The sequence below is a fragment of the Fundidesulfovibrio terrae genome (genome assembly GCF_022808915.1).
Classification (GTDB): Bacteria; Desulfobacterota; Desulfovibrionia; order Desulfovibrionales; family Desulfovibrionaceae; genus Fundidesulfovibrio; species Fundidesulfovibrio terrae.
On the sequence record NZ_JAKZFS010000006.1, the window covers coordinates 60,361 to 82,520 of the forward strand.

The window sequence follows — 22,160 nt, forward strand, 5'->3', positions numbered from 1 at the left end:
CCGCCTACTCATCCCGCTCGGCGCCGCAGGCCTGCCTGAAGGCGCACCACGCGCAGGTCCGCGAGGGCTCCGGCGCGAACGTTTCCGTCTCGAGCATCATCTTCAGGATGAATCCGGCCAGCCGGGGGGTCTTCTCCCCGATGCGCTCCTCGCGCTCGTCCGCATCCGCCTCCGCTCCGAACAGGGGCGACTCCTCGCCGTCCTTGCCCAGGCAGACGAACACCGCGTCCGATGCCTCGCGCCCCTCGCTCTGAGCGAAGGCGTGCAGGTACAGGGGCATCTGGATCGAACCCAGCTTTTCCGACAGGTACGGCAGCATGGAAAGCCCGGCCGCGGTGTCGGATGCGTCCACCACGTCCCAGATGTCGGGATCGTCCCAGAACTTCTTGGCCGGTTTCTTGGGCTGGCCGGTCTTGTAGTCCAGGATGACCAGCTCGCCCCCGCGCTGGTCCAGGCGGTCGATGATGCCCCCCAGGTCGTAGCGTTCGCCGTCCACCGTAAGCTTGGCCCGCAGGCGCTTCTCCAGTTCCAGGGGGGTGCACTGCGGGGTGTTGCGGACCAGTCCCGCCAGGCGGCGCTGGGCGGTGCGCTCGAGCATCCGCCTGGCGTGGGCGGGCATCTGCCTGAAGAACTGGGCCTCGGCGAGCCTGCGCGTGAACATCTGCGTGAGCTTCGCGCCGTCCAGTCCGCCGGCCTCCACGGGCTTGCCCAGAAGCGGCCTGAAGAAGTCCTGCAGCGTCTCGTGGACCAGCTCTCCGAGCGCCGGCGGATCGCCTTCCTCGGCCACCTCCTCCAGCGGCTCGAGAGGAGTGAGGTACTTGTAGAAGAAGGCCAGGGGGCAGCGCAGGAAGCTGTCCAGCAGTGTGGGGGAGACGCCCTTGTAGCGCAGGTGCGTGGCCAGCTTCATGCGGCAGGCGCGGGTGTTCTCGACGGCGGGCGAGGCCGGGTGCACGCCGCGCATGGGCATGGTGATGAGGCGGCGGGGCTCCTCGCCGGGCTTGATGAGCCGCCCCCGGCGCTTCTCCTCCTCCCAGATGAGCTGCTCCACGTAGCGGCTGGGAAGGCTCTTGCCGTCCAGAACCCCGGGCTGGATGCCCGAGGAATAGAGGATGCCCACCTCGCGGGCGCCCTGGATGAGCCGGTAGAACGTGTGGGCGGCGGTGAGGTCGCGCTCGCGCTGGCCGGGCAGGCCCAGGGCTTGGCGCAGAGGGTCGGGCAGGAGCGGATCCGGGCGCGGGGTGCCGGGCAGGGCCTCCTCGGTGGCTCCCAGGATGAACACGCGTTCGAAGGTGAGGAGCCTGGTTTCGAGCATGCCGAGCACCTGGAGGCCGGACAGCGGGTCGGCCTCGAATGGCACTCGCTGGCGTTTCAGCATCTCCCGGGCCATGGAGCGCACGGCCTCGGGGGGGAACTCCTCCTGGCTGACGGCGCTGTCGTAGAGTTCCGGGATCACCTGGTCGATGAGCCCGGAGAGGCAGGCCGCGTCTATGACGAAGCGCTCCCAGCGTCCTCCCGAGTGCTCGGGGTCCAGGAGCAGCTCGGCCAGCCCCATGAGGGCCCTGGCCATGGCCCGGGGCGTGGTGGCGTTCTCGAAGCGGGTGAAGCAGGCGCGCACCACCTTGAGACGCAGTTCCTCGGCCGCCGGGTCGGCCTCGTTGGGCGACCAGGCCGCGGGGTCCACGTACTTCTCGCCCCGGCGGATGGCCGCCTCCCAGTCGTGGAAGAGCGTGCGCAGCGGTGTTTCCTCGCCGATGCGCAGGAGCTTCACCAGCGGATGGCGCAAGAGAGCGATGACCTCGCGCCAGTGGTAACCTCCGGGCATGCGCCCGTCCTGCAGGCGCAGGATGGTGTCGATGAGCTTGAAAAGCGGCGAGCGCCACATGGGAAAGCCCATGGACACGTTGACGTCGCGCCGGGGCAAATGGTGCAGCACGGGCATGAGCATGCTGGTGTCCGGCAGCACCACTGCGTACCCGGCCGTGTCCGCGCTTGCGTCCAGCTCACGGCGCAGGGCCATGAGCTGGGAGTGCAGGTCGAAGCCCTGGTGGAAGGTGATCTTGGCGCGCCGGGGCGGCTCGGGGGCCTGGGCCGCAGTGAACAGGCTGAACTGGTCCGTGCGGGTGCGCCAGGAGGGCAGGGGCGAGCGTTTTTCGTCCGAGGCCAGCTGGGCCTTGGCCTTCCAGCTTTTCAGCCAGCGCAGGTGCTCCTCGCAGGACCAGTGGGGCGTCTCGCCCGGAGTGGCCACGGCCGGGTCGGTGTGCCAGAGGATTTCCACCAGGTTCTTGCGCCACAGGGGCTTGAAAAGCGCCTCCTCGCCGCCTGTGAGGGCGTGGAAGCCGCAGGCAAGCACCTGCCGGTCCCCGAGAAGCTCCACCGCGCGGGCGGCGTCGGCGGCCACCAGGGAACGCGTAAGCCCGGGCGTGCTCGCTCCCGTGGCCAGAAGCTCCTCGCGGTAGGCCTTCTGGATGGCCTTGAGGCTGCCCAGGAGCGCGGCGGCCGTGGGCATGACCATGTCCTGCACGTGGTCCAGGTTGGAGGCGGTGACGTCCTGCTGGAAGAGTTCCTCGAGAAGCGCCGAGAGCTTGAGCCCCCAGGGGAAGAAGTCCTTCACCTCGGCGGGGAAGGGGTTGCCCGGCCCGCGCAGCCCCGCGCCGATGCGTTTCACCACCGCGTGCAGCATCCCCACGCGGTCCAGTTCCGACAGGGGACGCAAGGGCGAATCCGTGAGGCGTCCGGCCAGCTCCGCGAAAAGCTCGTCGATGGAGAGGATGCGCGGCAGGATGCAGGGCTTGGCCAAGCGCTCGTCCGAGGCCAGCTTGTCCAGGAGGTAGCGCCGGGGCCTTCTGTGCGGGAACAGGACGATGAGGCGCTCGAAACGGCCCTGGAAGCGTTCCAGGAGCTGCGTGGCCAGGCCCGTGAGGAAGTCTCGGTCCCAGGGGATGACGGTGATGGGGTTCACAGGGCGGCTCCATAAGAAACTTCGCGTACCGTCTGGAGGTCCACGTAGGCGATGAGGCCGCGCAGGGGCTGTCCGGCCGCCTGGGGCAGCTGGCTGGCCAGGTCCAGGTAGCGGCGCAGCTGGTCGTGGTGGGCCGGGTCCTCGCGGCCCGTCTTGTAGTCCAGCACCAAGGTCTGGGTGGGGGTGAAGGCCAGCAGGTCGGGGCGGTGCACCCGGCCGTCGGCGTCCAGCAGCTCCACCTCGCGGAGTCCCAGGTGCTGGCACTGGGGGAAGAACTCCTGGGCGGCCAGCCATTCCAGGCCAGAGGCAAGTTCCAGGGCCACGGCGTCCGCGTCGGTTCCGCAGCCGGCTGCGCAGGCGGCCATGGCCCGGCGCACCGCGTCCGGGACGGACCCGCCCGGCTCGAGTATCTCCAGGGCCTTGTGCAGCACGATGCCCCGTTTGCGTTCGTTCATGCGCAGGCGCTCAGACGGATCGTTAAGCTCCCGGCGGGCGATCTTGAGCCCAGGCAGCCATTCCAAGGGGGCGCTGGCGCTCAAGGGGGCGGCCTGCTCCGGGGCCTCGGCGCCCTCGGGCCGGGCCGGGGGAGGGGACACCAACTCCGCCTGGCTGGGCGGGCGGCGGCCGAAGGTCGCGCCGGACTCGTCCAGGGTGATGCCCGCGCCCTGGAACATGAGTTCGGCGGCCCGGGCCAGGGGGAAGCGGTTCGCCAGCTTGGAGTGCGCGGGCAAGAAGAGGTGCAGTTCCTCCTCGGGGCGCGTCCAGGCCACATAGAGCAGGTTGACCTGCTCGAAGAAGTCCTTGGCCATCTGCCGGTGGTAGACCTCGCCCAGTTCCTTGCACATGGGCGCGGTGAGGCCCGTGCCGTCCGGCGAGTCCATCCGGGCCAGCCCCGAGGGCCTGCGCGGCGGGAAAAGATGGAAGGGGGCAACGGCCACCGGGAACTCGAGCCCCTTGGCCTTGTGGATGGTGAGCACCCGCACGGCCCTGGAGTCTTCCGGCTGGGGAATCTTTTCCTCCCGGCCCTTGTCGCGCCAGAATTCCAGGAACGACGACAGCGAGCCGAAGCCCTGGGTTTCGGCGTTGTGGATGAGCTCCAGGAAACGGCGCAGGAAAACCTCGTCGTCGGGATACGCCTCGAACACCCGGCAGGAGCCGAAGAGCTCCTGTACCAGGTCGTAAGGTCCGGCTGGTCCGGCTCCCTTGAGGAATGGCTCGATCAGGCGCTGCCACGCGTCGGGAAAGTCCCGCTGAAACTTGCGGTAGAGCGGTCCCTTGGACTGCGCCGCCAGCCAGTCCGACAGGGCCTGCATGGACACGCCCTGGGAGCGGCAGAACAGTTCCCGGCAGGACAGAAAGCCCCACAGGGCCATGTTGTCCGGGGGATAGTCCAGGAAAGCCAGGAACGAGACCGCCCCCCGGACGACCGGATGGTCGGCCAGGCGCAGGCTGTTTTCCGTGACCACGGGGATGTCCAGGTCCACCAGCCATTCGGCGGCCATGGCCGCCTCCCGGTTGGTGCGGGTGAGAACGGCGATCTCGGAAGGGTCGCGGCGCTTGAGCAGGTCCTTCTGGAAGAGTTCGGCCAGGGCGGCGCGGGCGTTGTCGAAGTAGTCAGCCGGGTTGTCCCCGGCGAGGCGGCTTACGCTCACGAAACCGCCGGAGCTTTCGCGTCCGGGGGGAAGTTCCTGGGCCGCCCCGGCAAAGGACCGTCGTAGGTTTTCGCCCAGGGCCTCGCGCACGGCCTCCGGGGCGTCGGGCATGAGGGTTTCCGAGACGAGGCGGCTTGTCCCGGGCGATTCCAGGGTGGAGAAGAAGCGGTTGTTGAAATCCACGATCTCGGGGGCGCTTCGCCAGTTCCGGCTCAAGGTGTCCACCTGGGGATCGGGACAGATGGCGGCAAGCTCCGGTTCGCGGGCCGCGGCCCGGAACAGTTCGGCCTCGCCGCCGCGCCAGCCGTATATGGCCTGCTTCACGTCGCCCACGTAGAAGAGCGAACCCGCCTTGGAGAGGCATTCCTGGGCTAGTTGGGAGAGCACCGCCCACTGGCTCAGGCTGGTGTCCTGGAATTCGTCGATGAGCAGGTGGTTGAGGCGCGAGCCCAGGCGGCAGAACGCCTCGGACACGCCGCCCGTCTCGGCCAGCAGCCGGGCCACATCGCCCGGCAACTGAGAGAGCAGGGCCACGGCCTTGTCCCCGCGGTAGGCATCGAAGGCCTTCATGAGAAGCGACCCGAACTCCAGGAACGGAAGCCAGGAGAGGGCTCGGGCGATGAGCGGCCCGCGCGACCTGGCCCGGGCGTAATCCTCGCGCAGCGCCTGGTAGAGGGCTTCCAGGCCGGGGCTTGAATGGTGGCGGGAATCCTTGGTCAGACATTCGTCGATGCCGGCTTTGCGGGCGTAGACCGACTCCGGGATCGCTTTGAGGCTCAGCGGCTGGCAGAGCGTCTCCAGCAGGGAAGCGAAATTGGCCACCGGACGCGCGCCGCAGGCCGCGACGCCGTCTCGCACGGCCCGGGCCGAGGCCGTCAGGGCGGAGCCAAGCACCTGAGCCTCGGCGTGCAGCGCGGCCTCGTCGCAGGGGGCGGCCGGGCCGCTCTCCAGCAGGTGGGCGAAGACTTCCCTGAGCCGCGATTCCACGCGTACGGCCAGCCAGAACCCGTCGGCCCCATCGATGAGCGTGAGCGCGTCGGTCATGCGGTCAACCAGCGGGGAAAGCCCCTGCTCCTGGCCGGGAACCTCGGCGGTCACGGCGTCGAACAGGGCCTCGAAGACCATGTCTTCGTCCAGGCTGGTCTCGAAATCCGGGGGCAGGCCCAGTTCCAGCGCGAACAGACGGGCCAGCTGGTTGAGCAGGCTGTCGATGGTGCGGATGTTCAGCGTCTGGAAATGCTTGAGCGTGCGCTCCAGCCAGGCCCGGGCGGTGTCGCGGTCGGCGCGGCCGGAGAAGTCCGGGTCGGGCAGGCCCAGGGCCAGGGATTTGAGCGACGTGAGCACGCGCTCCTTCATCTCGGCGGCGGCCTTGTTGGTGAAAGTGATGGCCAGGATGCTCTCCGGGCCGTACCCCTGGCCGGGAACCGGCCCGCAGGCGGGAGCGGGGCTGCCGCTTAGCATGAGCAGATTCAGGAAGCGCCGGGTGAGGCGGTAGGTTTTGCCCGATCCGGCGGAGGCGTGGAGTTGTTCGATCATCGTGGCTTTGTTTGGAAGGATGTGGTAAAGGGGTTGTAAACCCTTCCCGGCGCTTGGGCAATCATCGGCGGGGAGTACGAAATGGTAACTGTTCGTGACATAATTGTAGCATTGGAGGGGGGAAACCCAGATAGAATGAGCACGGCATGGGATTTGCTGATCGAACTCAGAATCGTTCGCAAGGAGGCGGATCATGCACGGCAGGCAGCACGCACAGCCCCAGTCCCTTGCCCGTCCCGAGCTGGCCCGGCGAGTAGCCAAGGGTCTGGGCATCGGGGAAATGTCATTGAACGAGGTGGATTTCGACGATCTTTTTGTCTCCGAGACGGTGGTCAACACCATGCACGAGCTGGCCATGAACATCCTCAAGCAGGCCGCGAGCCCGGAGGAGGAGCCGAAGATCAGCGCCTACTGGGTTGAGGCATCCGGGGAGCTGGTGCTCTGCGCCGATTCCGGCAAGGGGCTGCACCTGGTGCGCGTTCCCGGAGAGCACTGGACCATCAAGCCGCACATCTATCATTAAAGTATCGGTTGAGAAAATTCCGATCGATGTCACGCATGACGACAAAAAGGGGGGGCCCGTGCCCCCCTTTTTCGTTGCGTCGCGGGACCTATTTCTTGGAGCCGCCGAGGATGTTGCCCACCGCGTCCAGGGCGCCCTTGCCCACGCTTCCGGGCACGCTGAGCACCCCCTGGGGCGTCTTCACCACGGTGTCCACCACGCCCTTTGCCACTCCCGTGGCCACGGCCGCCGCGTCAACGGAGACGTTGGGCGAGGCGAGGTTCCCCGTCAGGTGCACCGGGATGGGCGGCAGCTTCACGAAGCTGGCCTGCACCTTGTAATCGAGCGTCTCGGAGGCCAGGTTCACCCAGCCCTGTCCCGTGATCCTGTGCGGAGGAATCACGACCAGCAGGTCGTTGCCGCCAGCGACGCCGTTGGCGATGGAAAAGCTGCCGCTGGCTACCTCGAAGGGCGTGCGGGCCTGCCCCTTGCCCTGGGCCATGAGTTTCTCCGGAGATGAGAACACGTCAGGCGAGAAGTCGAAGCCGAGCAACGCTCCGTTACGCACCGCGAAGGACGCCTTGCCGTTCAACGTGGAGAGCACCTGCTTGACCTCCTGGCCCTTGCCCGTCACCGAGGCGTTCAGGGTGGCCCGCCCGGAAAGCTTGGCCTTGCCCTGCATGTCGGTGAGCAGCGGCTCCACCTGGATGCCGTCGGCGTTGACCGTGGCGGCAAGAGGCGCGCCTGCGCCGCCGCGCAGGTCGGTGCGCAGGGTGGCCTTGAGCGCCCCCTGGTACAGAGCCAGCTGGGCCGGGTTCACGTCCAGGATGTTGTCCTTCACGGCGAGCTTCGCGCTGACGTTCTGCATGTGCAGCTTGGCGGCCTTGAGCTTGCCGATCTCCACCGTTCCGGTCACGTCGGCCGGGATGTCCACTGGCTTTTGCTGCTTGGTGTCCTTGGGCCCGGCGTGGGCCGCCTTGGATTCCCCCTGCGTGGGCGTGTAGCGGTCCGCGTCCAGGGTGTCGGCCTTGAAGGCGAAGTTCACCTTGGGCTTGGGGGCGTTCTCCACGGTGGCCGTGAGGCTCATGGAGGTGTCGTCGAGCTTGAGCACGGAGGTGTGCAGTGCGAAGCGCTCGCCATGGCCTTCGAAGTCGTAGGCCATCTGGAAGCGGGTCAGGGCCGCCGGGTCGGCGGAGGCGGGCAGGGGCTGGCCCAGCTTGGCCATGATCTGGCGGGGATTGCACTGGGCCAGGGACACCTTGCCCTTCACGTCCGGGACGCCGGTGATGTTCGTGGCGTGGACTTCGCTCGTGATGTCCACTCCCAGGGCCTGCACGGAGACGTCCGTGAGGTCGGCCACCCCCGCGCCCATATCCGCGGCGGCCTTGAAACGCGCCTTGGCCGTGCCCGCGTCCTGGATGTTCACACCGAACTTCTCCAGCACCTGTTTGGGGTTGAACTCGTTGGTGGCCATGGCGGCGGTCACCTTGGCCGCCTGGTTCTGGTTGAGGTTCGTGGCGTGGACCTCGCCCGTGAGGCCAAAGCCCATTACGTCCAGAGTGAGCCCGGTCAGGTCGGCCTTGCCCGCGGTTAAGTCGGCGGCGGCGTCAAGGGCCAGGGAGAAACCGGCTCCCGCGTCGGGCAGCACGCCGCCCTTGCCCGTGGCGGAGAGTTTGATCCCTTTGGCCTGGAACGTCTTGGCCGTTCCGTCCACGGTGATGGAACCGGTATACGAGGCCTGGGCGGAATTCACCGGCAGGCCCTTGCCGGCCACGCTGCTGGTTATGCTGGCGTTCTCGAAGGAGAAGCGCAGGGCCTCGGGGATGGCCATGGCCTGGCCCGAGAGCTCCACCCGCCCGGACGCGTCCGGGGAGGCCGCCTGGTAGTTGAAGGCCAGCTTCACCGGAAAGCTCTTGCCCCGGATCACGCTGCCCGTGGACAGGTTCAGATCCGTGACCGCGAAGGTGTTCTTGGTCATTCGGTCGTCGAAACTGAAACGGGAATTGGTGATCTTCACGTCCTGGACCTGGTAGTCGATGGCGTAGCGTTCGTCGGACTGGGTGATGACGACCACCTTCTCGCCTTCGAGCTTAACCTCCTTCACCGGAGGCGTGGGCAGGTTGAGCCGGCCCTTTTCGTCGCGCGTGACCGAGACGTCCAGGGCGTCGAAGGTCATCTCGCCCGCCTCGATCCTGCCGGAGATGAGCGGCATGAGCTTCACCGAAACCTCGGCCCGGCCGAGCTTGAGGAGGCGCGCGCCGCCGGACTCCTTGGGTGCGTTCACCGTCACCTGGTTGAGTTGAACGCCCACGGAGGGGAAGTAGGTCACCTTGATGGGGCCGTCGAAGGAGGTCTCGAGCCCGGTGGTGGCCTTGAGGGTCTTCACGATCTGGCCCTTGAACATGTTGGGGTCCAGGGACAGGCCCAGCGCGAAGAGTCCTGCCATCACCGCGACCAGGCCCCCGGCGATGAAAAGGACTAATTTCAGGGGACGGTTCATGCATTCGCTCCTTGGAATGGTTCAGATTGTCCTATAAACCTCGGGCGTGGTCATGACAAACAAAAAAGCCTTTCCCGTGGGGGACGACAACGCGGGGGCGCGCCTGGACCGGTTCGTGTCAGAGTCCGCCGGGGTGAGCCTGCGCGCGGCCCGGCGGCTGGTCGAGCGCGGGGCCGCCACCGTGGGCGGATCGGCGCGGACGGGCGGATACAAGCTCCGGCCCGGCCAGACCGTCGAAGTGATGGAGGAAGAGTGGAGCGCCCCCGGGGAGATGCCGCGCCTGCTCGCTGCCTGCCGTGACTATGCCGCCTTCTTCAAGCCGCCGGGGCTGCACACCGCCGCGGTCTGCGGCTCCTTCGAGCCGAGCCTGGAGGCCCTTCTGCCGGACATCGCGCCGGATCTGTCCGTCAGGCTGGTCAACCGCCTGGACCGCGACACCTCGGGCATCGTGCTGGGGGCCGTAGGCGACGAGGCGGCCATGCGTTTTCGCGAGATGGAGGACGCAGGGCAGGTGGACAAGCGTTATCTGGCACTGGTCCTGGGCCGGGTCGCGGGAGAGCTGACGCTTTCCTGGGCGCTTGATACCGAGGGCGGATCCACTGTGCGCGTTCCGGGCAATGAAACCCCCGACCGCCTGCGCTGGACCCTGGTCCGGCCCGTGGCGGAACAGGGGGGGCTGACCCTGGTGGAAGCCCGTATATCCAAGGGGGCGCGCCACCAGATACGCGCCCATCTGGCCCACGCCGGGCACCCCATCGCCGGGGACGCGCTCTACGGAGGGCCGCAGGCGGCCTCGCTTCGGCTGCACCACTGGAGGGTCTCGTTGCCGGGCTTTAGCGTCACGGCCCCTCCGGCCTGGGAAGAAGTTCAAGTTTTGGTTGAGAAAATAACGGAGGAAAACACATGCGGATGACCCCGATCCCTGCCGTCCTGGCGGTGCTGGCCCTGTCGCTGGCCCTCGGCGGCTGTTCCATGTTTGGCGGTTCCGGCAAGAAGGAGCCTTCAGGCAAAGAGCTCCAGGTCATGGAGTTCCTGGATGCGGGCAAGCCCAAGGCGGCGCTGGTGGCGGCCGACGAGCTGGTGGCCCAGTCGCCGGACGACTATCAGAGCTATCTCACCCGCAACGCGGTGTACCTGGTGCTGCGCGACTACGCTTCGGCCCGGGCCGACAACGACAAGGCCCTTGAGGTCTATCAGGCGAACCCGTCCCGCTATCCGGAGAAGGAGCGCAACTACCGGCTGGCCAAGGTTTACGAGAGCTTCGCCCTGACCGCGCTCATCGCCTCGCGCCGGGCCTCGGACCAGGCCGAGCGCGAGCGGTTGGAAGGGGACTTCAAGACGTATTCGGACAAGGTCAAGGAGCTCGACGAGGAGACCTGGAAGAACCTGCGCGGCCTCATGGGAGAGCGTGTGGGAGAGTGAGAGGCTTTCCATTTGGCCGGATATGGTCTACATGGTCAAATAATCGGAATCCCACGCACATCGGACGCATACCCGAATGAACGACTCACCCGCCAGCCACCGTCCCTTCGAGACCCTGGGCGACGCGACCAGCGCGGCTTCCGGCCGCTTGGCCCGGCAGGTAGTGCTGCCGTTCGGCAAATCATTCGAGATCAGCGTCAAAAGCCTCAGGGTGCGCTTCTTCCGCTCGCTCATCACCGTCATGAGCCTGGTGCTGGCCGTGGCCTTCCTGGCCTTCACCCTGCTCGGGCACGACGTGGCCATGGGGCTTCTGGCCTCGGGGGATCCGTCGCTGCAGACCGACCTGGTCAAGGCCGGGTTCGACCTGGCTCCAGGGCGCTATCCCGGCAGCTACGAGGTTGCCTCCAGCGCCAAGGACCGCTGGATCGTCATCCTGTCGCTCCTGGTGTGCGCGGTGGGCATCGTCAACGCCCAGCTCATGGCGGTGACTGAACGCTTCCGCGAGATCGGCACCATGAAGTGCCTGGGCGCGCTGGACAGCTTCGTGCTGCGCTTGTTCCTCCTGGAGGCGGGCATGCAGGGGCTGGCCGGGGCCCTGGCCGGGGCGGTGATCGGCGGCCTTGTGGGGCTTCTGGCCGGGGTTCTGCGCTTCGGCCTGCCGGCGCTCTATCATCTGCACCTGGCCGACGCCGCGTCGAGCGTGGGCTGGTCGGTCCTGGTGGGCTTCGTCCTGAGCCTGATCGGGGTATCCTATCCGGCGCTGGTGGCCTCCCGGATGCCTCCGGTGGCGGCCATGCGGGCCGAGGAATGAACCATGGCTGAGAAGCACAGCATAGTCCGCGTATCGGGCGTCACCAAGTCATTCGAGCTTGGCAGGCTCACGGTCCAGGCCCTCAAGGGAGTGGACCTGTCCATCCACTCGGGGGAGTACCTGTCCATCATGGGGCCGTCGGGCTCGGGCAAGTCCACGCTGTTCAACATGATCGGCGGCCTGGACAAGCCCACCACGGGCAAGGTGTTCATCGACGAGGTGGACATCGCCCAGTTGGACGCCTACGAGCTGGCCTGGCTCCGGAACCGCAAGATCGGCTACATTTTCCAGACGTTCAACCTCATCCAGGTGATGACCGCCCTGGAAAACGTCACCCTGCCCATGACCTTCGCGGGCGTGCCCGAGGACGAGGCCGCCGAGCGCGGCCTTGGCCTGCTCGGTCTCGTAGGGCTTCGCGAGCGCCACGCCCACAGGCCCATGGAACTCTCCGGCGGGCAGCAGCAACGCGTGGCCATCGCCCGCTCCCTGGCCAACAATCCGGCCATCGTGCTGGCCGACGAACCCACCGGCAACCTGGACCTGACCACCGGCGAGGAGATCATCACCCTGCTCAAAAGCCTGAGCCGCGACCGGGGCGTGACCATCATCTCGGCCACTCACGATTACAAGATGCTCAACGTCTCCGACCGGGTGGTGTGGATACGCGACGGCCGCATCGACAAGATCGAGGAGCGCGACCAGCTCAAGATCACCCTGGGCGACATCGGGGCCAAGGAATACTGATGTCCTCCGCCCCAGAGCCATGCTGTAATAATTATGGGGGATTCCAAAGGGACCAGTCTCTAAGGCCTGGTGAGGCCTCCCCTGTCCAGGCCCCGTCGCGTGTACCAACTTATTTAAAGCGATACATGAGGAAAATGTTCTCAGGCGGTTCCTCTTTCAGGCAAGCAGCCCGAGCCAGCGCTTGTTTGCGCACCATGACCCCGCGCGCGGGCATCATGCCCGCCGGTTGCGACTCCGGGCCAGGGCGGGCCTGCCCGTGAAGCGCCTGGCCGCCCTGGCGTGGCTCCTGGCCCTTTCGGTGCTGTGCGCGTCTCCGTGCATGGCCAAGAAGGACAAGAACGCCGCGCCCAAGGCTGACCCCGCGCTCGTGGAGGCTTTCGGGCGGGATCCCGTAACCGTCCTGGCTTCCCTGGGCGACCGCTCAACGGGTTCGGAAGGGGCTGCCACGGCAGCCGGCGTCATCCAGGCGTGGTTCGAGAGCCTGGACCTGGGCACGGCGGGCCGCCAGCGGTTCGTGGTCCCAACCAAGCAGTACGGCCGTTGTTCGCTCACCGTGGGCTCCAAGTGCGCGGCCCTGCGCCCGGCCGATCTGAACGTGCTCACCCCTGCCGCCGCCGACGACATCGAAGGCGTGCTCATCGACGCGGGGCCCGGCGAGGTCTCCGACTTCAACGGCAAGGACGTGGCCGGGGCCATCGTGCTCATGGACCTGGATTCCGGCAAGAACTGGATGAACGCGGCCCTCCTGGGCGCGCGCGCCGTGGTCTACGTGGACCGGCGCATCGGCGGCAAGCCGGCCAGCCGCGCCATGTTCCAGGACAAGCAGGAGCTCACCCCGGCCCTGTTCCCCAGGTACTACCTGGACGCCCAGACGGCGGCGCGGGAACTCTCGGGGCTCATTGGCTCCACGGCGCGGCTTTCGGCCGAGGCCGTCTGGAAGCCCAAGCTGGCCGACAACGTTTATCTGTTCGTGGAGGGCTCGGACCCGGCCCTGTCCAAGCAGATCCTCCTGGTGGAAGCCTTCTACGACAGCCAGGCGTACATTCCGGGCCTTTCTCCCGGCGCGGACGAAGCCTCGTCCATGGCGGTGCTGGCTCGGCTTGCGACGAAACTCCAGGCCGAGCGTCCCAAGCGCTCCGTGCTGCTTGCGGCCACTGCCGGGCATGCCCAGTCCCTGGCCGGGTGGCGCGATTTCCTGGCGGCCTTCCGGGCCAAGGGCAAGGAGCTGCGCACCATCCGCAAGGAGTACGCCGACAGGGCCGAGAACGCCTCCGCCGTGCTGGCCGCCCTGGGCAAGCCGGATGCAGCCCTGGACGACCCGCTGCTGGGCCCGGCCCTGGAGACGGCCCTCAAAGATGAAGTGGACTCCGTGACCACCCGGCTCATGCGTCTGCGCCTGGGCGGGGAGGGCAGCCAAGAACAGGAACTGGCCGCGCTCACGGCGCGCCGCGCGGTGCTCCGGGGTTTGAGTTGGCGCGGCAATTTCACAGGTCTTAGCGAGGAAGAGGCGACGCTCATGCGCGGGCTGTTGCCCGGCGTGCGCGAACGCTACGAGGACATGGAAGCCGACGCCAAGCGCCAACTGGCCGCGGTGGAATCCTCCCGCGACCTGCGCCAGCTCGCCGGCGACGCGGACATCGCGGTGGCGGTCTCCCTGCACATCTCCAGCCACGGCGACGGGGTAGGGGCGGTAAGCGACGGATGGCTCTACGCGCTTAAGCCAGAGGTCAACCGGGTGCAGTCCTATTCCGGGCTTTCGGGTTTTCTGACCGACAAGGCCCGCGCCCTGGGCTACCCCAAGGACGACCTGCGCTTCGTCAACGGCCTGCGGACGGACCGCACCCGACCCTGGCGCAGTTATTTCCTGGATAATCCCCAACTGGGCGGCGAGGTGTCGGCGCTGGCCGGCTTTCTGGGCGTCAGCCTGGCCACGGTCAACGACGGGCGCTTCTTGTGGGGCACGCCCAGCGACATCCCCGAGCTGGTGGACCGCGAGAACCTTGCCCGCCAGGGCGAGCTGGCCTGCGGGCTGGTGTCGGCCCTGGCCGGTAGCGGTTTCGAGGCCCCGGACAATCCCCCGCGAAACGGTTTCGCCACGCTGACAGGGCGGGCCAAGTTCATCCGCCAGGGAGAACTCTTCCCGGACAGGGCCGCCTCGGGCACGGTGATGCTCGTCTACCAGGGCGACAGCCGCTACCTGGCCATGGCCGGTTCCGACGGCACGTTCCGGGTGGCCGGACTGGCCGATTCCCGGAACGTGCTGGACAAGGCCATCATCGAGGGCTACCGCTTCGCGCGCAAAAACGGCGAGGCCATCTGGGCCGTGGACAAGAAGCAGACCGGCAAGGATGCCTACCGCGTGCGCCTGCGCCGCCTGGCCTCGGAGACCGACCTGGTCATGTTCTCCTGCCGCCAGAGCACGCTGTTCTCCATGTTCGACCCGCGCACCTTCCGGTATTTCACCAAGGTGGAGCTTCTCGACGGCAGGCGCGAGGCCGAGCCCGCGCGCTACTGGTTCTCCCGGCTGGACACCCTCAACTCCACCATGTTCAGCCTCTTCCTGGAGCCTTCCGCCACCTACAAGCTCATCCTCTCGGACACGGTACTGGCCCGGAAGATGATCCTGTTGGACTCCACCCCCGAGCACCCGGACGGCACCGGCTATTCCGTGGAGAAATGGCCCCTCCTGCCCTGGACCGAATACCACGCGGCCAGCGACATGTGGGACCTGTTGACCCCGAGGGTGAAGAATCTCGAGGACCACGGCATCTACAACGAACGCCTGCGGGAGATGCTTGAGACCGGCAAGGGAATGCTGGCCAAGGCGTCCGAACTCAAGGGAGAAAAACGTTACGACGAGGCCCTGTCCCAGGCGCGGGCCTCCTGGGCCTTCGCCGCGCGGGTCTACAACGACGTGGAGAAGACCCAGAAGGACGTGCTCATGGGCGTGCTCTTCTACATCGCCCTGTTCATCCCCTTCGCCTACTGCCTGGAGCGCCTGGTCTTCGCCTTCACCGACATCCACAAACGGATCCTGGGATTCCTGGGCATCCTGACCACGGTCATCGCGATCATCTACAACGTCCACCCGGCCTTCAAGCTCACCTACAGCCCCATGGTGGTCATCCTGGCCTTCTTCATCATCGGGCTGGCCGTAATCGTGGGCTTCATCATCATCATGCGCTTCGAGCAGGAGATGGAGGAGCTGCAGCGCCGGGCCAAGCACGTCAAGGCTTCGGAGATCGGCAAGCTCAAGGCGTTCGCCGCCTCCTTCGCCATCGGCGTCACCAACCTGCGCCGCCGCAAGATCAGGACCTCGCTCACCTGCGCCACTCTGGTCATCCTCACCTTCACCATCATGAGCTTCACCTCCGTGCGCAGCGCCCGGGTGGACCACGCGGTGAAGTTCTCGCCGACAAGCAACTACCAGGGCGTGCTGCTGAAAAACATTGGCTGGAAGACCCTGCCGGTTGAGGCGGAGAACGTCCTCTCGGACCAGGCCGGGCAAGGGCAGGCCGCGCCCCGCGCCGTGATCGAATCCAGGGACCGGGTGAGCCCCTTCGTCACCCAGGTGATTGGGCCCGCCAAACACGAAACCGTGCAGGGCGTCATGGGCCTGTCCTTCGCCGAACCGAAGGTCAGCGGCATGAACCGCATCCTCACCGCCGGACGCTGGTTCGCGGAGGGGGAGCGCAGGGCGGTGATCCTCCCCGAAGCAATGGCCAAGCGTCTCGGCGCGGGCCCCGGATCCAAGGTGACCATCTGGGGCGAGCCCTACGAGGTCGTGGGGCTCTTCGCGGGCAAGGAGCTCGACCAGTTCACCGACCTGGACGGCGAAACGCTGACCCCCGTGACCTTCCCCAGCGAGACCGCCGTGGAAGTCACGGACACGGAAAAGGAGGCCATGGAGTCCGGCGAGGATGTCGTCAGCTACCAGGGCCGCTACCAGCACGTGCAGGGCGAGCAGGTGGCCATCCTGCCCTACGAGACGGTGATGAGCCTGGGGGGGCAGCTGAAAAGCCTGGCCGTGACGGCCAACGCCGCCCAGGACCTGGCCGACAAGCTGGCCGACCGCTTCGGCCTGACCATCTACGCCGGGCTGCCGGGCGGCACCTTCGTGCTCCAGTCGTCCGACACCATCAACTACGCCGGGGTGCCGAACATCATCGTGCCCCTGGCCATAGCCATGCTCATCGTGCTCTCCACCATGATCGGCGCGGTCTACGAGCGCAAACGCGAGATAGCCGTCTACACCGCCGTGGGCCTGGCCCCCACCCACGTCTCCTTCCTGTTCATCGCCGAGGCCCTGGCGTTTGCCGTGCTTTCGGCGGTGATGGGCTACCTTCTGGCCCAGACCGCCGCCGGGGTCCTTTCCGGCACGGCCATCTGGAAGGGCATGACCGCCAACTACAGCTCGCTTTCCGGCGTGGCCGCCATGGGGCTGGTCATCCTGGTGGTGCTGGTGTCAGTGATCTATCCCTCGCGCGTGGCGGCCAACATCGCCATCCCGGACGTGAACCGCTCCTGGACCTTGCCTGAGCCCCAGGGAAACACCATCAAGGCCACCTTGCCCTTCCTCATGCATATCCGCGAGCAGGACTGTGCGGGCGGTTTTTTGCTGGAGTATTACAAGGCGCATCATGATGTGTCGCACGGACTGTTTTCCACGGCCGAGGTCCGGCAGGATTTCGTCTGCCCCTGGAAGGCCCCGGGCGCCGGGCCGCATCCGGGCGAGCTGCACGGCGAGTTCTGTTCGCTGGACTCGTGCCTGCGCATCATGGCCAAGGTGTGGCTGGCGCCCTTCGATTTCGGCATCAACCAGCAGGTGACCATTACCTTTTCGCCCGCCATGTGGCATCCGGGATACCTGGAGATCAATGTGGAGCTGACCCGCGAGGCGGGCGAGGCGGGCATGTGGAAGCGCCTCAACAAGGGCTTCCTGGACGACTTGCGCAAGCAGATGCTGGTGTGGCGCTCCCTGGACGAGGAGCGGCGCACCTCCTACGAGGCCAGCGTGGACACCAGCATGAAAAACCCCGAAGCCGCGGGGCCGCCCTGATGACGGTCGGGCGATCGGCGGCCGCCGCCCCCGGTGGGCGCGGCATTGGCGGCCCGGCTGACGGGCGGCGATAAGACAGAAGGCGCGAGACGAGCATGGAACACAGTCCGATACGGCCACGCGCGATCATTCTGGGGGTGCTCTCCGGTGCGCTCCTGTGTTTGGCCACGCCCTACAACAACATGTACCTGGCGGCCACGCCGCTGGGGGGCGGGCATTTCCCCCTGGCCCCCTTCATCCTGCTTACGTGCCTCACCGTGCTTGTGGCCCTCATCGCGCGCATCACCCGGTCCGGCCCGCTGCTCAGCGGCGCGGAGCTCCTGACCACCTGGATGCTGGCCGTGGTGGTCTCGGGCATCGCCTACACCGGGCTCATGCGCACGCTCCTCATCAACCTCACCGCTGTGGAGCACTTCGCCTCCTCGGGCAACCGCTGGTCCGAAACCCTGGCCCCGCTCATCCCCGGGGGGTGGACCGTCACCGACTCCAAGGCCGTGGATCTTCTCTACAACGGCCTGCCTGGCGGGCGCAGGCTCTCCTGGCTGGAGATACTTCAGAACATCCCCTGGAGCGCCTGGGCCGGTCCCATGGCCGCATGGGGCGTATTCATCCTTTTGTGCTTCCTGGTGATGATCTGCCTGGTGAACCTCTTCAGCAGGCAGTGGATCGTAAACGAGCGCATGAACTTCCCGCTCCTGCGCCTGCCCTACATCATGGAGGAGTCCTTCCAGGGGGGCCGAGTGGGGGGATTCTTTTCCGACCGCTTCCTGCTGGCCGGGCTGCTGGTCCCCGTGGCGCTGCACCTGGTCAACGGGCTTTCGGTGTACATCCCCACCATCCCCCAGGTGCCAACGGTGCTGCTGGCCGGGCCGTATTTCGCCAAGACCGGCCTGTTTTCCGGCTTCACCAAGCTGAAGCTCTATTTCATCCCGGCCTACATCGGCTTCGCCTTCCTGACCTCGCGCCAGATATCGCTGTCCTTCTGGGCCTTCTTCATCATGGGCGGATTCTTGACGGGCATCCTGTCCATGGTTGGCTACCAGGTGCCCCCGTCGGCCCTGGGCGTCACTTTCGGCCCCACCCTGACCATGGCCGAGGAGACCCAGATGGTCGGGGCCTATGGCGTGTTCTTCCTGTTCATCGTCTGGCTCTCCAGGGACCACCTCAAGGACGTGCTGCGTTCGGCCTTCAGCACCCGGCCCGCTCCGGCCCGGGAGTCGGAATGGTTCTCCTCCCGCCTGGCTTTCTGGGGGCTGGTGCTGGGCGGACTCGGGCTCACGGCCTGGTGCCGGATGTTCGGCATGCCGCTTCTGGTGTCCATGCTGCTTCTGGGAGTGTTCTTCGTCGTGCTGCTGGTTGCCACCCGGGTTATCTGCCAGGGCGGCATCGCCTACTTCACCCTGACCGCCGCGCCTACCGACGGCCTGCTGTCCCTGTTCGGTTCGGGTTTCTTCACCAACGCCGGGCTGATCATGGGCGTGATCATGCAGAAGGTGCAGTTCCTGGACCTGCGCGAGTCGCTCATGCCCTCGCTTCTGCACGCGGCCAAGGTGGGCGAGCCGGTGTCCCGCAAGAGGCTCTATTTCTTCGGGATCTGCCTGGCGTTGGGCGTTGGCGTGGTGGCTTCCTTCGTGGCCATGCTGGCCTTGTGCCACAAGGTTGGCGTGCGCGACTTGCAGGCCGAGTGGGAGGTATCCTCGGTGCTGCGGATATACGAGGAGTCGAGCAAGCTCCTGGACGCACCCTCGGGGCCCAACACCTGGATCGTTATCTTCGCCTCGGTGGGCGCGGCGGTGATGCTCGCCCTGGTGCTGTGCTTCCAGCGTTTCTACTGGTGGCCGCTGCATCCGGTGGGCTACCTGACCATGTACAGCTCGGCCATGCGCATCCTGTGGTTCAGCTTCTTTTTGGGCTGGCTGTGCAACCACGTGACCCTGCGCTACGGCGGCATCGAACTGTTCCGCAGGGTGCGGATGTTCTTCATCGGCCTCATACTGGGGGATTTCCTCATGGGCGGCGCGTTCGCCGTGGTGGGCCTTTACATGGGCCAGAGCTACCAGGTGCTGCCCTCGTGACGGGCGTCGCAGGCGGGTGACATGTACGACGACAAGGAACTCAAGGAATACCGCGATCTTCTGGAAGCCCCGGCCCATTTCGAGGAGGGGTTCGACTGGAAGACCATCGCCGGAGCCATCTTCATCGGCTTTTTGATGATGCCGGGCTCCATGTACCTGAACCTGGTGATCGGCGCTGGGATCGGCCCGGCCGCGCGCTGGGTGACCATCATCCTCTTCGCCGAAATCGCCAAGCGCGCCTACACCGACCTCAAGCAGCAGGAGGTCTTCCTGCTCTATTACATGGCCGGAGCGGCCATGCACTCGCCCTTCCAGGGGCTTTTGTGGAACCAGTACCTCGTCCAGTCCGACGCGGCCAAGATGCTCGGGCTCACGGAGTACATCCCCTCCTGGGTGGCCCCGGCCATGGGGTCGCAGTCGTTCGTGGAGAGGACCTTCCTGCACCGCGACTGGCTCATGCCCATCCTGCTGCTCGTCGGCTCGCAGATCGTGCAGCGGGTGGACCATTTCGGGCTGGGCTACGCCCTGTACCGCATCACCTCCGACGTGGAGAAGCTGCCGTTCCCCATGGCCCCGGTGGGGGCGCTGGGCACCATGGCCCTGGCCGAATCGGCCGAGGAGCGCAAGACCGGCTGGAAATGGCGGGTATTCTCCATCGGCGGGGTGATCGGCATCCTGTTCGGATCGGTTTACGTGCTCTTTCCGGTGCTCTCGGGGCTCATCTTCACGGAACCGGTGCGCCTGATCCCCATTCCCTGGATCGATCTCACCCGGCATACCGAGGATGTGATGCCCGCCGTGGCCACGGGCCTGCAGCTGGACCTGGGGCTGGTGTTCACGGGCATGGTGCTGCCGTTCTGGGCGGTGATCGGCGGGCTCATCGGGCAGATCATCACCTTCATCGCCAACCCCATCCTCTACGAGCACGGCGTCCTGCACCGCTGGCACAAGGGCATGGGCACCGTGGACACGGTGTTCGCCAACAACTTCGACTTCTACCTGAGTTTCGGCCTGGGCCTGGGCCTGGCCATCGGCGTCATCGGCATCTGGCAGGTGGCGAAGAGCCTGCGCAAGGGCGCGGGCGGGGTGGACTACCGCGAGGTGTTCAGGAGCCACCCCAGCCGGGGCGACATCAATTTCTGGGTGTCCATAGCCATCTACGTGGTCTCCACGCTGTCCTACGTGCTTTTCTGCCTGTGGCTGGTGCCGGACTTCCCGTGGATATTCTTCGTGCTCTACGGCTTCGTGTACACGCCGGTGATCTCCTACATCACCGCACGCATGGAGGGCATCGCGGGCCAGTTCGTGAGCCTGCCGCTGGTACGCGAGGCGAGCTTCATCGCGGGGGCGAAATTCTTCGGCTACCATGGCATCGAGATCTGGTACGCGCCCATCCCCATCCACAACTACGGCAAGGCCACCGTGGACTTCCGCGAGATCGAGCTCACCGGAACCAGCCTGCGCGGGGTCATCAAGGCCGAATTCGTGGTGTTCCCCGTGGTGATGATCGCAAGCCTGCTCTTCTCGCAGTTCATCTGGCAGCTGGCCCCGCTGCCCTCGGCCGCCTATCCCTACGCCCAGCAGTTGTGGCACCTCCAGGCGCTCAACAGCCTGCTCATGCAGACATCCACCCTTGAGGGCAACTCGCTCTTCTTCCAGGCCCTGAACGGGAGCTACCTTGGGGCGGGCCTGGGGCTCGGGCTCGTCACCTACGCGGCGCTCAACGCCTTCGGCCTGCCGGTGCTTCTGGTGTACGGCATCGTGCGGGGCCTGGGCCAGCACATCCCCCATGGGCTGGTGCTCGAGGTGATCGGCGCGTTTCTGGGGCGTTATTATTTCCACAAGAAATACGGGAAGATGTGGCGTCAGTACGCGCCGGTGCTGTTGGCCGGGTTCTCCTGCGGCATGGGGCTCACGGGCATGTTCGCCATGGGCTGCACGCTTATATTGAAGAGCCTGGGGAAACTGGCGTATTGACGAGATTCAAACTGCGCGTAACATTGACCTCAAATGATGAGGATAGAACCATGCAGCAAGACCCCAAAGAACTTGTCCGGAGCATTCTCCGAGAACATCCGACGTTAAGCCGTATGGAAATCCAGGCCAAGGCCTTCATCACCTCCAAAGAACTTGACGATCTGCTGGAGGAATTGAAGGCAGAAGGGCTCATATCCCTCGAGGGCGGGCGCAATCCCGATTTCGGCGGCACCGTCTCCGCTACGTTCAAAGGGCTTAAAAGCCTGTAATTCGCAATGCCATGAACTTCACCTACGAGCACTATATCGTCGCTTGCGGTGTGACCACTGTGTTGGCTATGGTCGATATCCTTTCCGCGTTCCCTGTCCCCAGGGACTTTGTAATGAAGTTGGTTCGGGAGTTTTGGTACTGGATTTATGTTGCCTTTTACGTCGCGGTGACTTTTTGTGTATCGGTCATCCTGAATGAACAGGGCGTGATCAGCCAGCATCCTTGGTCATGGGCTTTCGGGCTAGGTCTGGGGATTCCCTTGGCCCTACAAGCCGGCATCAAGTTCAATACCCCATGGCTGCAAGCTAATTCCGCGTTTTCCGTCGGCTTGCAGAACGTAGCCGACAGGGTCCGGGCTTTTTGCTATCTGCATATCACCACGGGCCTCAATGAACGCCATCTCGCTCTCAAGAGGAGTTATCTCGCAAAAAGCGCGGAGGAGCTTGAAAAGCTCTTGTGTGACTATCTTTCCCCGGATGAGATGGGGAAACTCGAGTCCATGCTAAAAGAGGCCAAGGATAAGTCCGAGGATGAGCTCAAGGCGCTTCTTGTGACACTTCTTTTTGAAAAGAATCCCGAGCTTCTGAAAAAGTTGGATAATCCCGCAGGGTGAGCATGGCCCTCGCTGGAGCTACCTAGATGAGAGTGATTGG

The 22,160-nt window shown here is 65.9% G+C and carries 13 protein-coding genes; 10 read left to right on the top strand and 3 right to left on the bottom strand.

Annotation, left to right across the window (positions count from 1 at the left end; genetic code table 11):
* Positions 1-4 precede the first annotated feature (4 nt).
* Both ML540_RS17985 and ML540_RS16555 read right to left on the bottom strand, forming a co-directional pair.
* The gene (locus tag ML540_RS17985; protein WP_243363939.1) at positions 5-2,959 is read right to left on the bottom strand and encodes a PD-(D/E)XK nuclease family protein; all 2,955 of its coding nucleotides are present in this window, start codon (positions 2,957-2,959) and stop codon (positions 5-7) included.
* On the bottom strand, positions 2,956-6,147 hold the full coding sequence (locus tag ML540_RS16555) for a UvrD-helicase domain-containing protein (RefSeq protein WP_243363941.1): 3,192 nt from the start codon (positions 6,145-6,147) through the stop codon (positions 2,956-2,958). Before ML540_RS16555 ends, ML540_RS17985 begins: the two co-directional genes overlap by 4 nt.
* A 193-nt stretch (positions 6,148-6,340) precedes the next feature.
* On the opposite strand from ML540_RS16555, the gene ML540_RS16560 reads away from it, so the two are divergent.
* Positions 6,341-6,670 (top strand): hypothetical protein, encoded by a 330-nt coding sequence (locus ML540_RS16560; protein WP_243363943.1) that lies wholly within the window; start codon positions 6,341-6,343, stop codon positions 6,668-6,670.
* Positions 6,671-6,758: 88 nt separating this feature from the next.
* On the opposite strand, the gene ML540_RS16565 is transcribed toward ML540_RS16560, so the two are convergent.
* Entirely contained in the window at positions 6,759-9,149 is a 2,391-nt protein-coding gene (locus ML540_RS16565; protein ID WP_243363946.1) for an AsmA family protein, read from the bottom strand.
* 52 nt (positions 9,150-9,201) lie between these two features.
* Between ML540_RS16565 and ML540_RS16570 the strand changes: the two genes are divergently transcribed.
* The 9 genes from ML540_RS16570 to ML540_RS16610 all read left to right on the top strand — a co-directional run bounded on the left by ML540_RS16570 (position 9,202) and on the right by ML540_RS16610 (position 22,120).
* A complete protein-coding gene (locus tag ML540_RS16570) occupies positions 9,202-10,062 on the top strand; it encodes an RluA family pseudouridine synthase (RefSeq protein WP_243363948.1) in 861 nt (286 codons plus the stop codon).
* On the top strand, positions 10,053-10,571 hold the full coding sequence (locus ML540_RS16575; RefSeq protein ID WP_243363950.1) for a hypothetical protein: 519 nt from the start codon (positions 10,053-10,055) through the stop codon (positions 10,569-10,571). The genes ML540_RS16570 and ML540_RS16575 overlap by 10 nt, the downstream gene beginning before the upstream one ends.
* 76 nt (positions 10,572-10,647) lie before the next feature.
* Complete coding sequence (locus tag ML540_RS16580; RefSeq protein ID WP_243363952.1) at positions 10,648-11,382, top strand: ABC transporter permease; 735 nt, start codon at positions 10,648-10,650, stop codon at positions 11,380-11,382.
* A 3-nt stretch (positions 11,383-11,385) separates the two neighbouring features.
* Positions 11,386-12,126 (top strand): ABC transporter ATP-binding protein, encoded by a 741-nt coding sequence (locus ML540_RS16585; protein ID WP_243363955.1) that lies wholly within the window; start codon positions 11,386-11,388, stop codon positions 12,124-12,126.
* Between the two features lie 256 nt (positions 12,127-12,382).
* The gene (locus tag ML540_RS16590; protein ID WP_243363957.1) at positions 12,383-17,185 is read left to right on the top strand and encodes an FtsX-like permease family protein; all 4,803 of its coding nucleotides are present in this window, start codon (positions 12,383-12,385) and stop codon (positions 17,183-17,185) included.
* A gap of 95 nt (positions 17,186-17,280) precedes the next feature.
* Positions 17,281-19,260, top strand: coding sequence for a DUF6785 family protein (locus ML540_RS16595; protein WP_243363959.1), 1,980 nt, complete (start codon positions 17,281-17,283; stop codon positions 19,258-19,260).
* 21 nt (positions 19,261-19,281) lie between these two features.
* Positions 19,282-21,237 carry an OPT/YSL family transporter gene (locus tag ML540_RS16600; RefSeq protein ID WP_243363961.1) on the top strand — a complete coding sequence of 652 codons (1,956 nt, stop codon included), beginning with the start codon at positions 19,282-19,284 and terminating at the stop codon, positions 21,235-21,237.
* A 50-nt stretch (positions 21,238-21,287) separates the two neighbouring features.
* Positions 21,288-21,506: a hypothetical protein gene (locus ML540_RS16605; RefSeq protein ID WP_243363963.1), complete on the top strand. Its 219-nt coding sequence runs from the start codon at positions 21,288-21,290 to the stop codon at positions 21,504-21,506.
* Positions 21,507-21,517: 11 nt separating this feature from the next.
* Positions 21,518-22,120, top strand: coding sequence for a hypothetical protein (locus ML540_RS16610; protein ID WP_243363965.1), 603 nt, complete (start codon positions 21,518-21,520; stop codon positions 22,118-22,120).
* The last annotated feature ends 40 nt before the right edge of the window (positions 22,121-22,160 follow it).

Bases quoted from the DNA above. Each gene is read 5' to 3' on its own strand.
- ML540_RS16580 (WP_243363952.1), top strand. From the start codon at position 10,648: ATGAACGACTCACCCGCCAGCCACCGTCCCTTCGAGACCCTGGGCGAC.
- ML540_RS16600 (WP_243363961.1), top strand. From the start codon at position 19,282: ATGTACGACGACAAGGAACTCAAGGAATACCGCGATCTTCTGGAAGCC.
- ML540_RS16555 (WP_243363941.1), bottom strand. From the start codon at position 6,147: ATGATCGAACAACTCCACGCCTCCGCCGGATCGGGCAAAACCTACCGC.
- ML540_RS16575 (WP_243363950.1), top strand. From the start codon at position 10,053: ATGCGGATGACCCCGATCCCTGCCGTCCTGGCGGTGCTGGCCCTGTCG.
- ML540_RS16585 (WP_243363955.1), top strand. From the start codon at position 11,386: ATGGCTGAGAAGCACAGCATAGTCCGCGTATCGGGCGTCACCAAGTCA.
- ML540_RS16595 (WP_243363959.1), top strand. From the start codon at position 17,281: ATGGAACACAGTCCGATACGGCCACGCGCGATCATTCTGGGGGTGCTC.
- ML540_RS16565 (WP_243363946.1), bottom strand. From the start codon at position 9,149: ATGAACCGTCCCCTGAAATTAGTCCTTTTCATCGCCGGGGGCCTGGTC.
- ML540_RS16610 (WP_243363965.1), top strand. From the start codon at position 21,518: ATGAACTTCACCTACGAGCACTATATCGTCGCTTGCGGTGTGACCACT.
- ML540_RS16560 (WP_243363943.1), top strand. From the start codon at position 6,341: ATGCACGGCAGGCAGCACGCACAGCCCCAGTCCCTTGCCCGTCCCGAG.
- ML540_RS16570 (WP_243363948.1), top strand. From the start codon at position 9,202: ATGACAAACAAAAAAGCCTTTCCCGTGGGGGACGACAACGCGGGGGCG.
- ML540_RS16605 (WP_243363963.1), top strand. From the start codon at position 21,288: ATGCAGCAAGACCCCAAAGAACTTGTCCGGAGCATTCTCCGAGAACAT.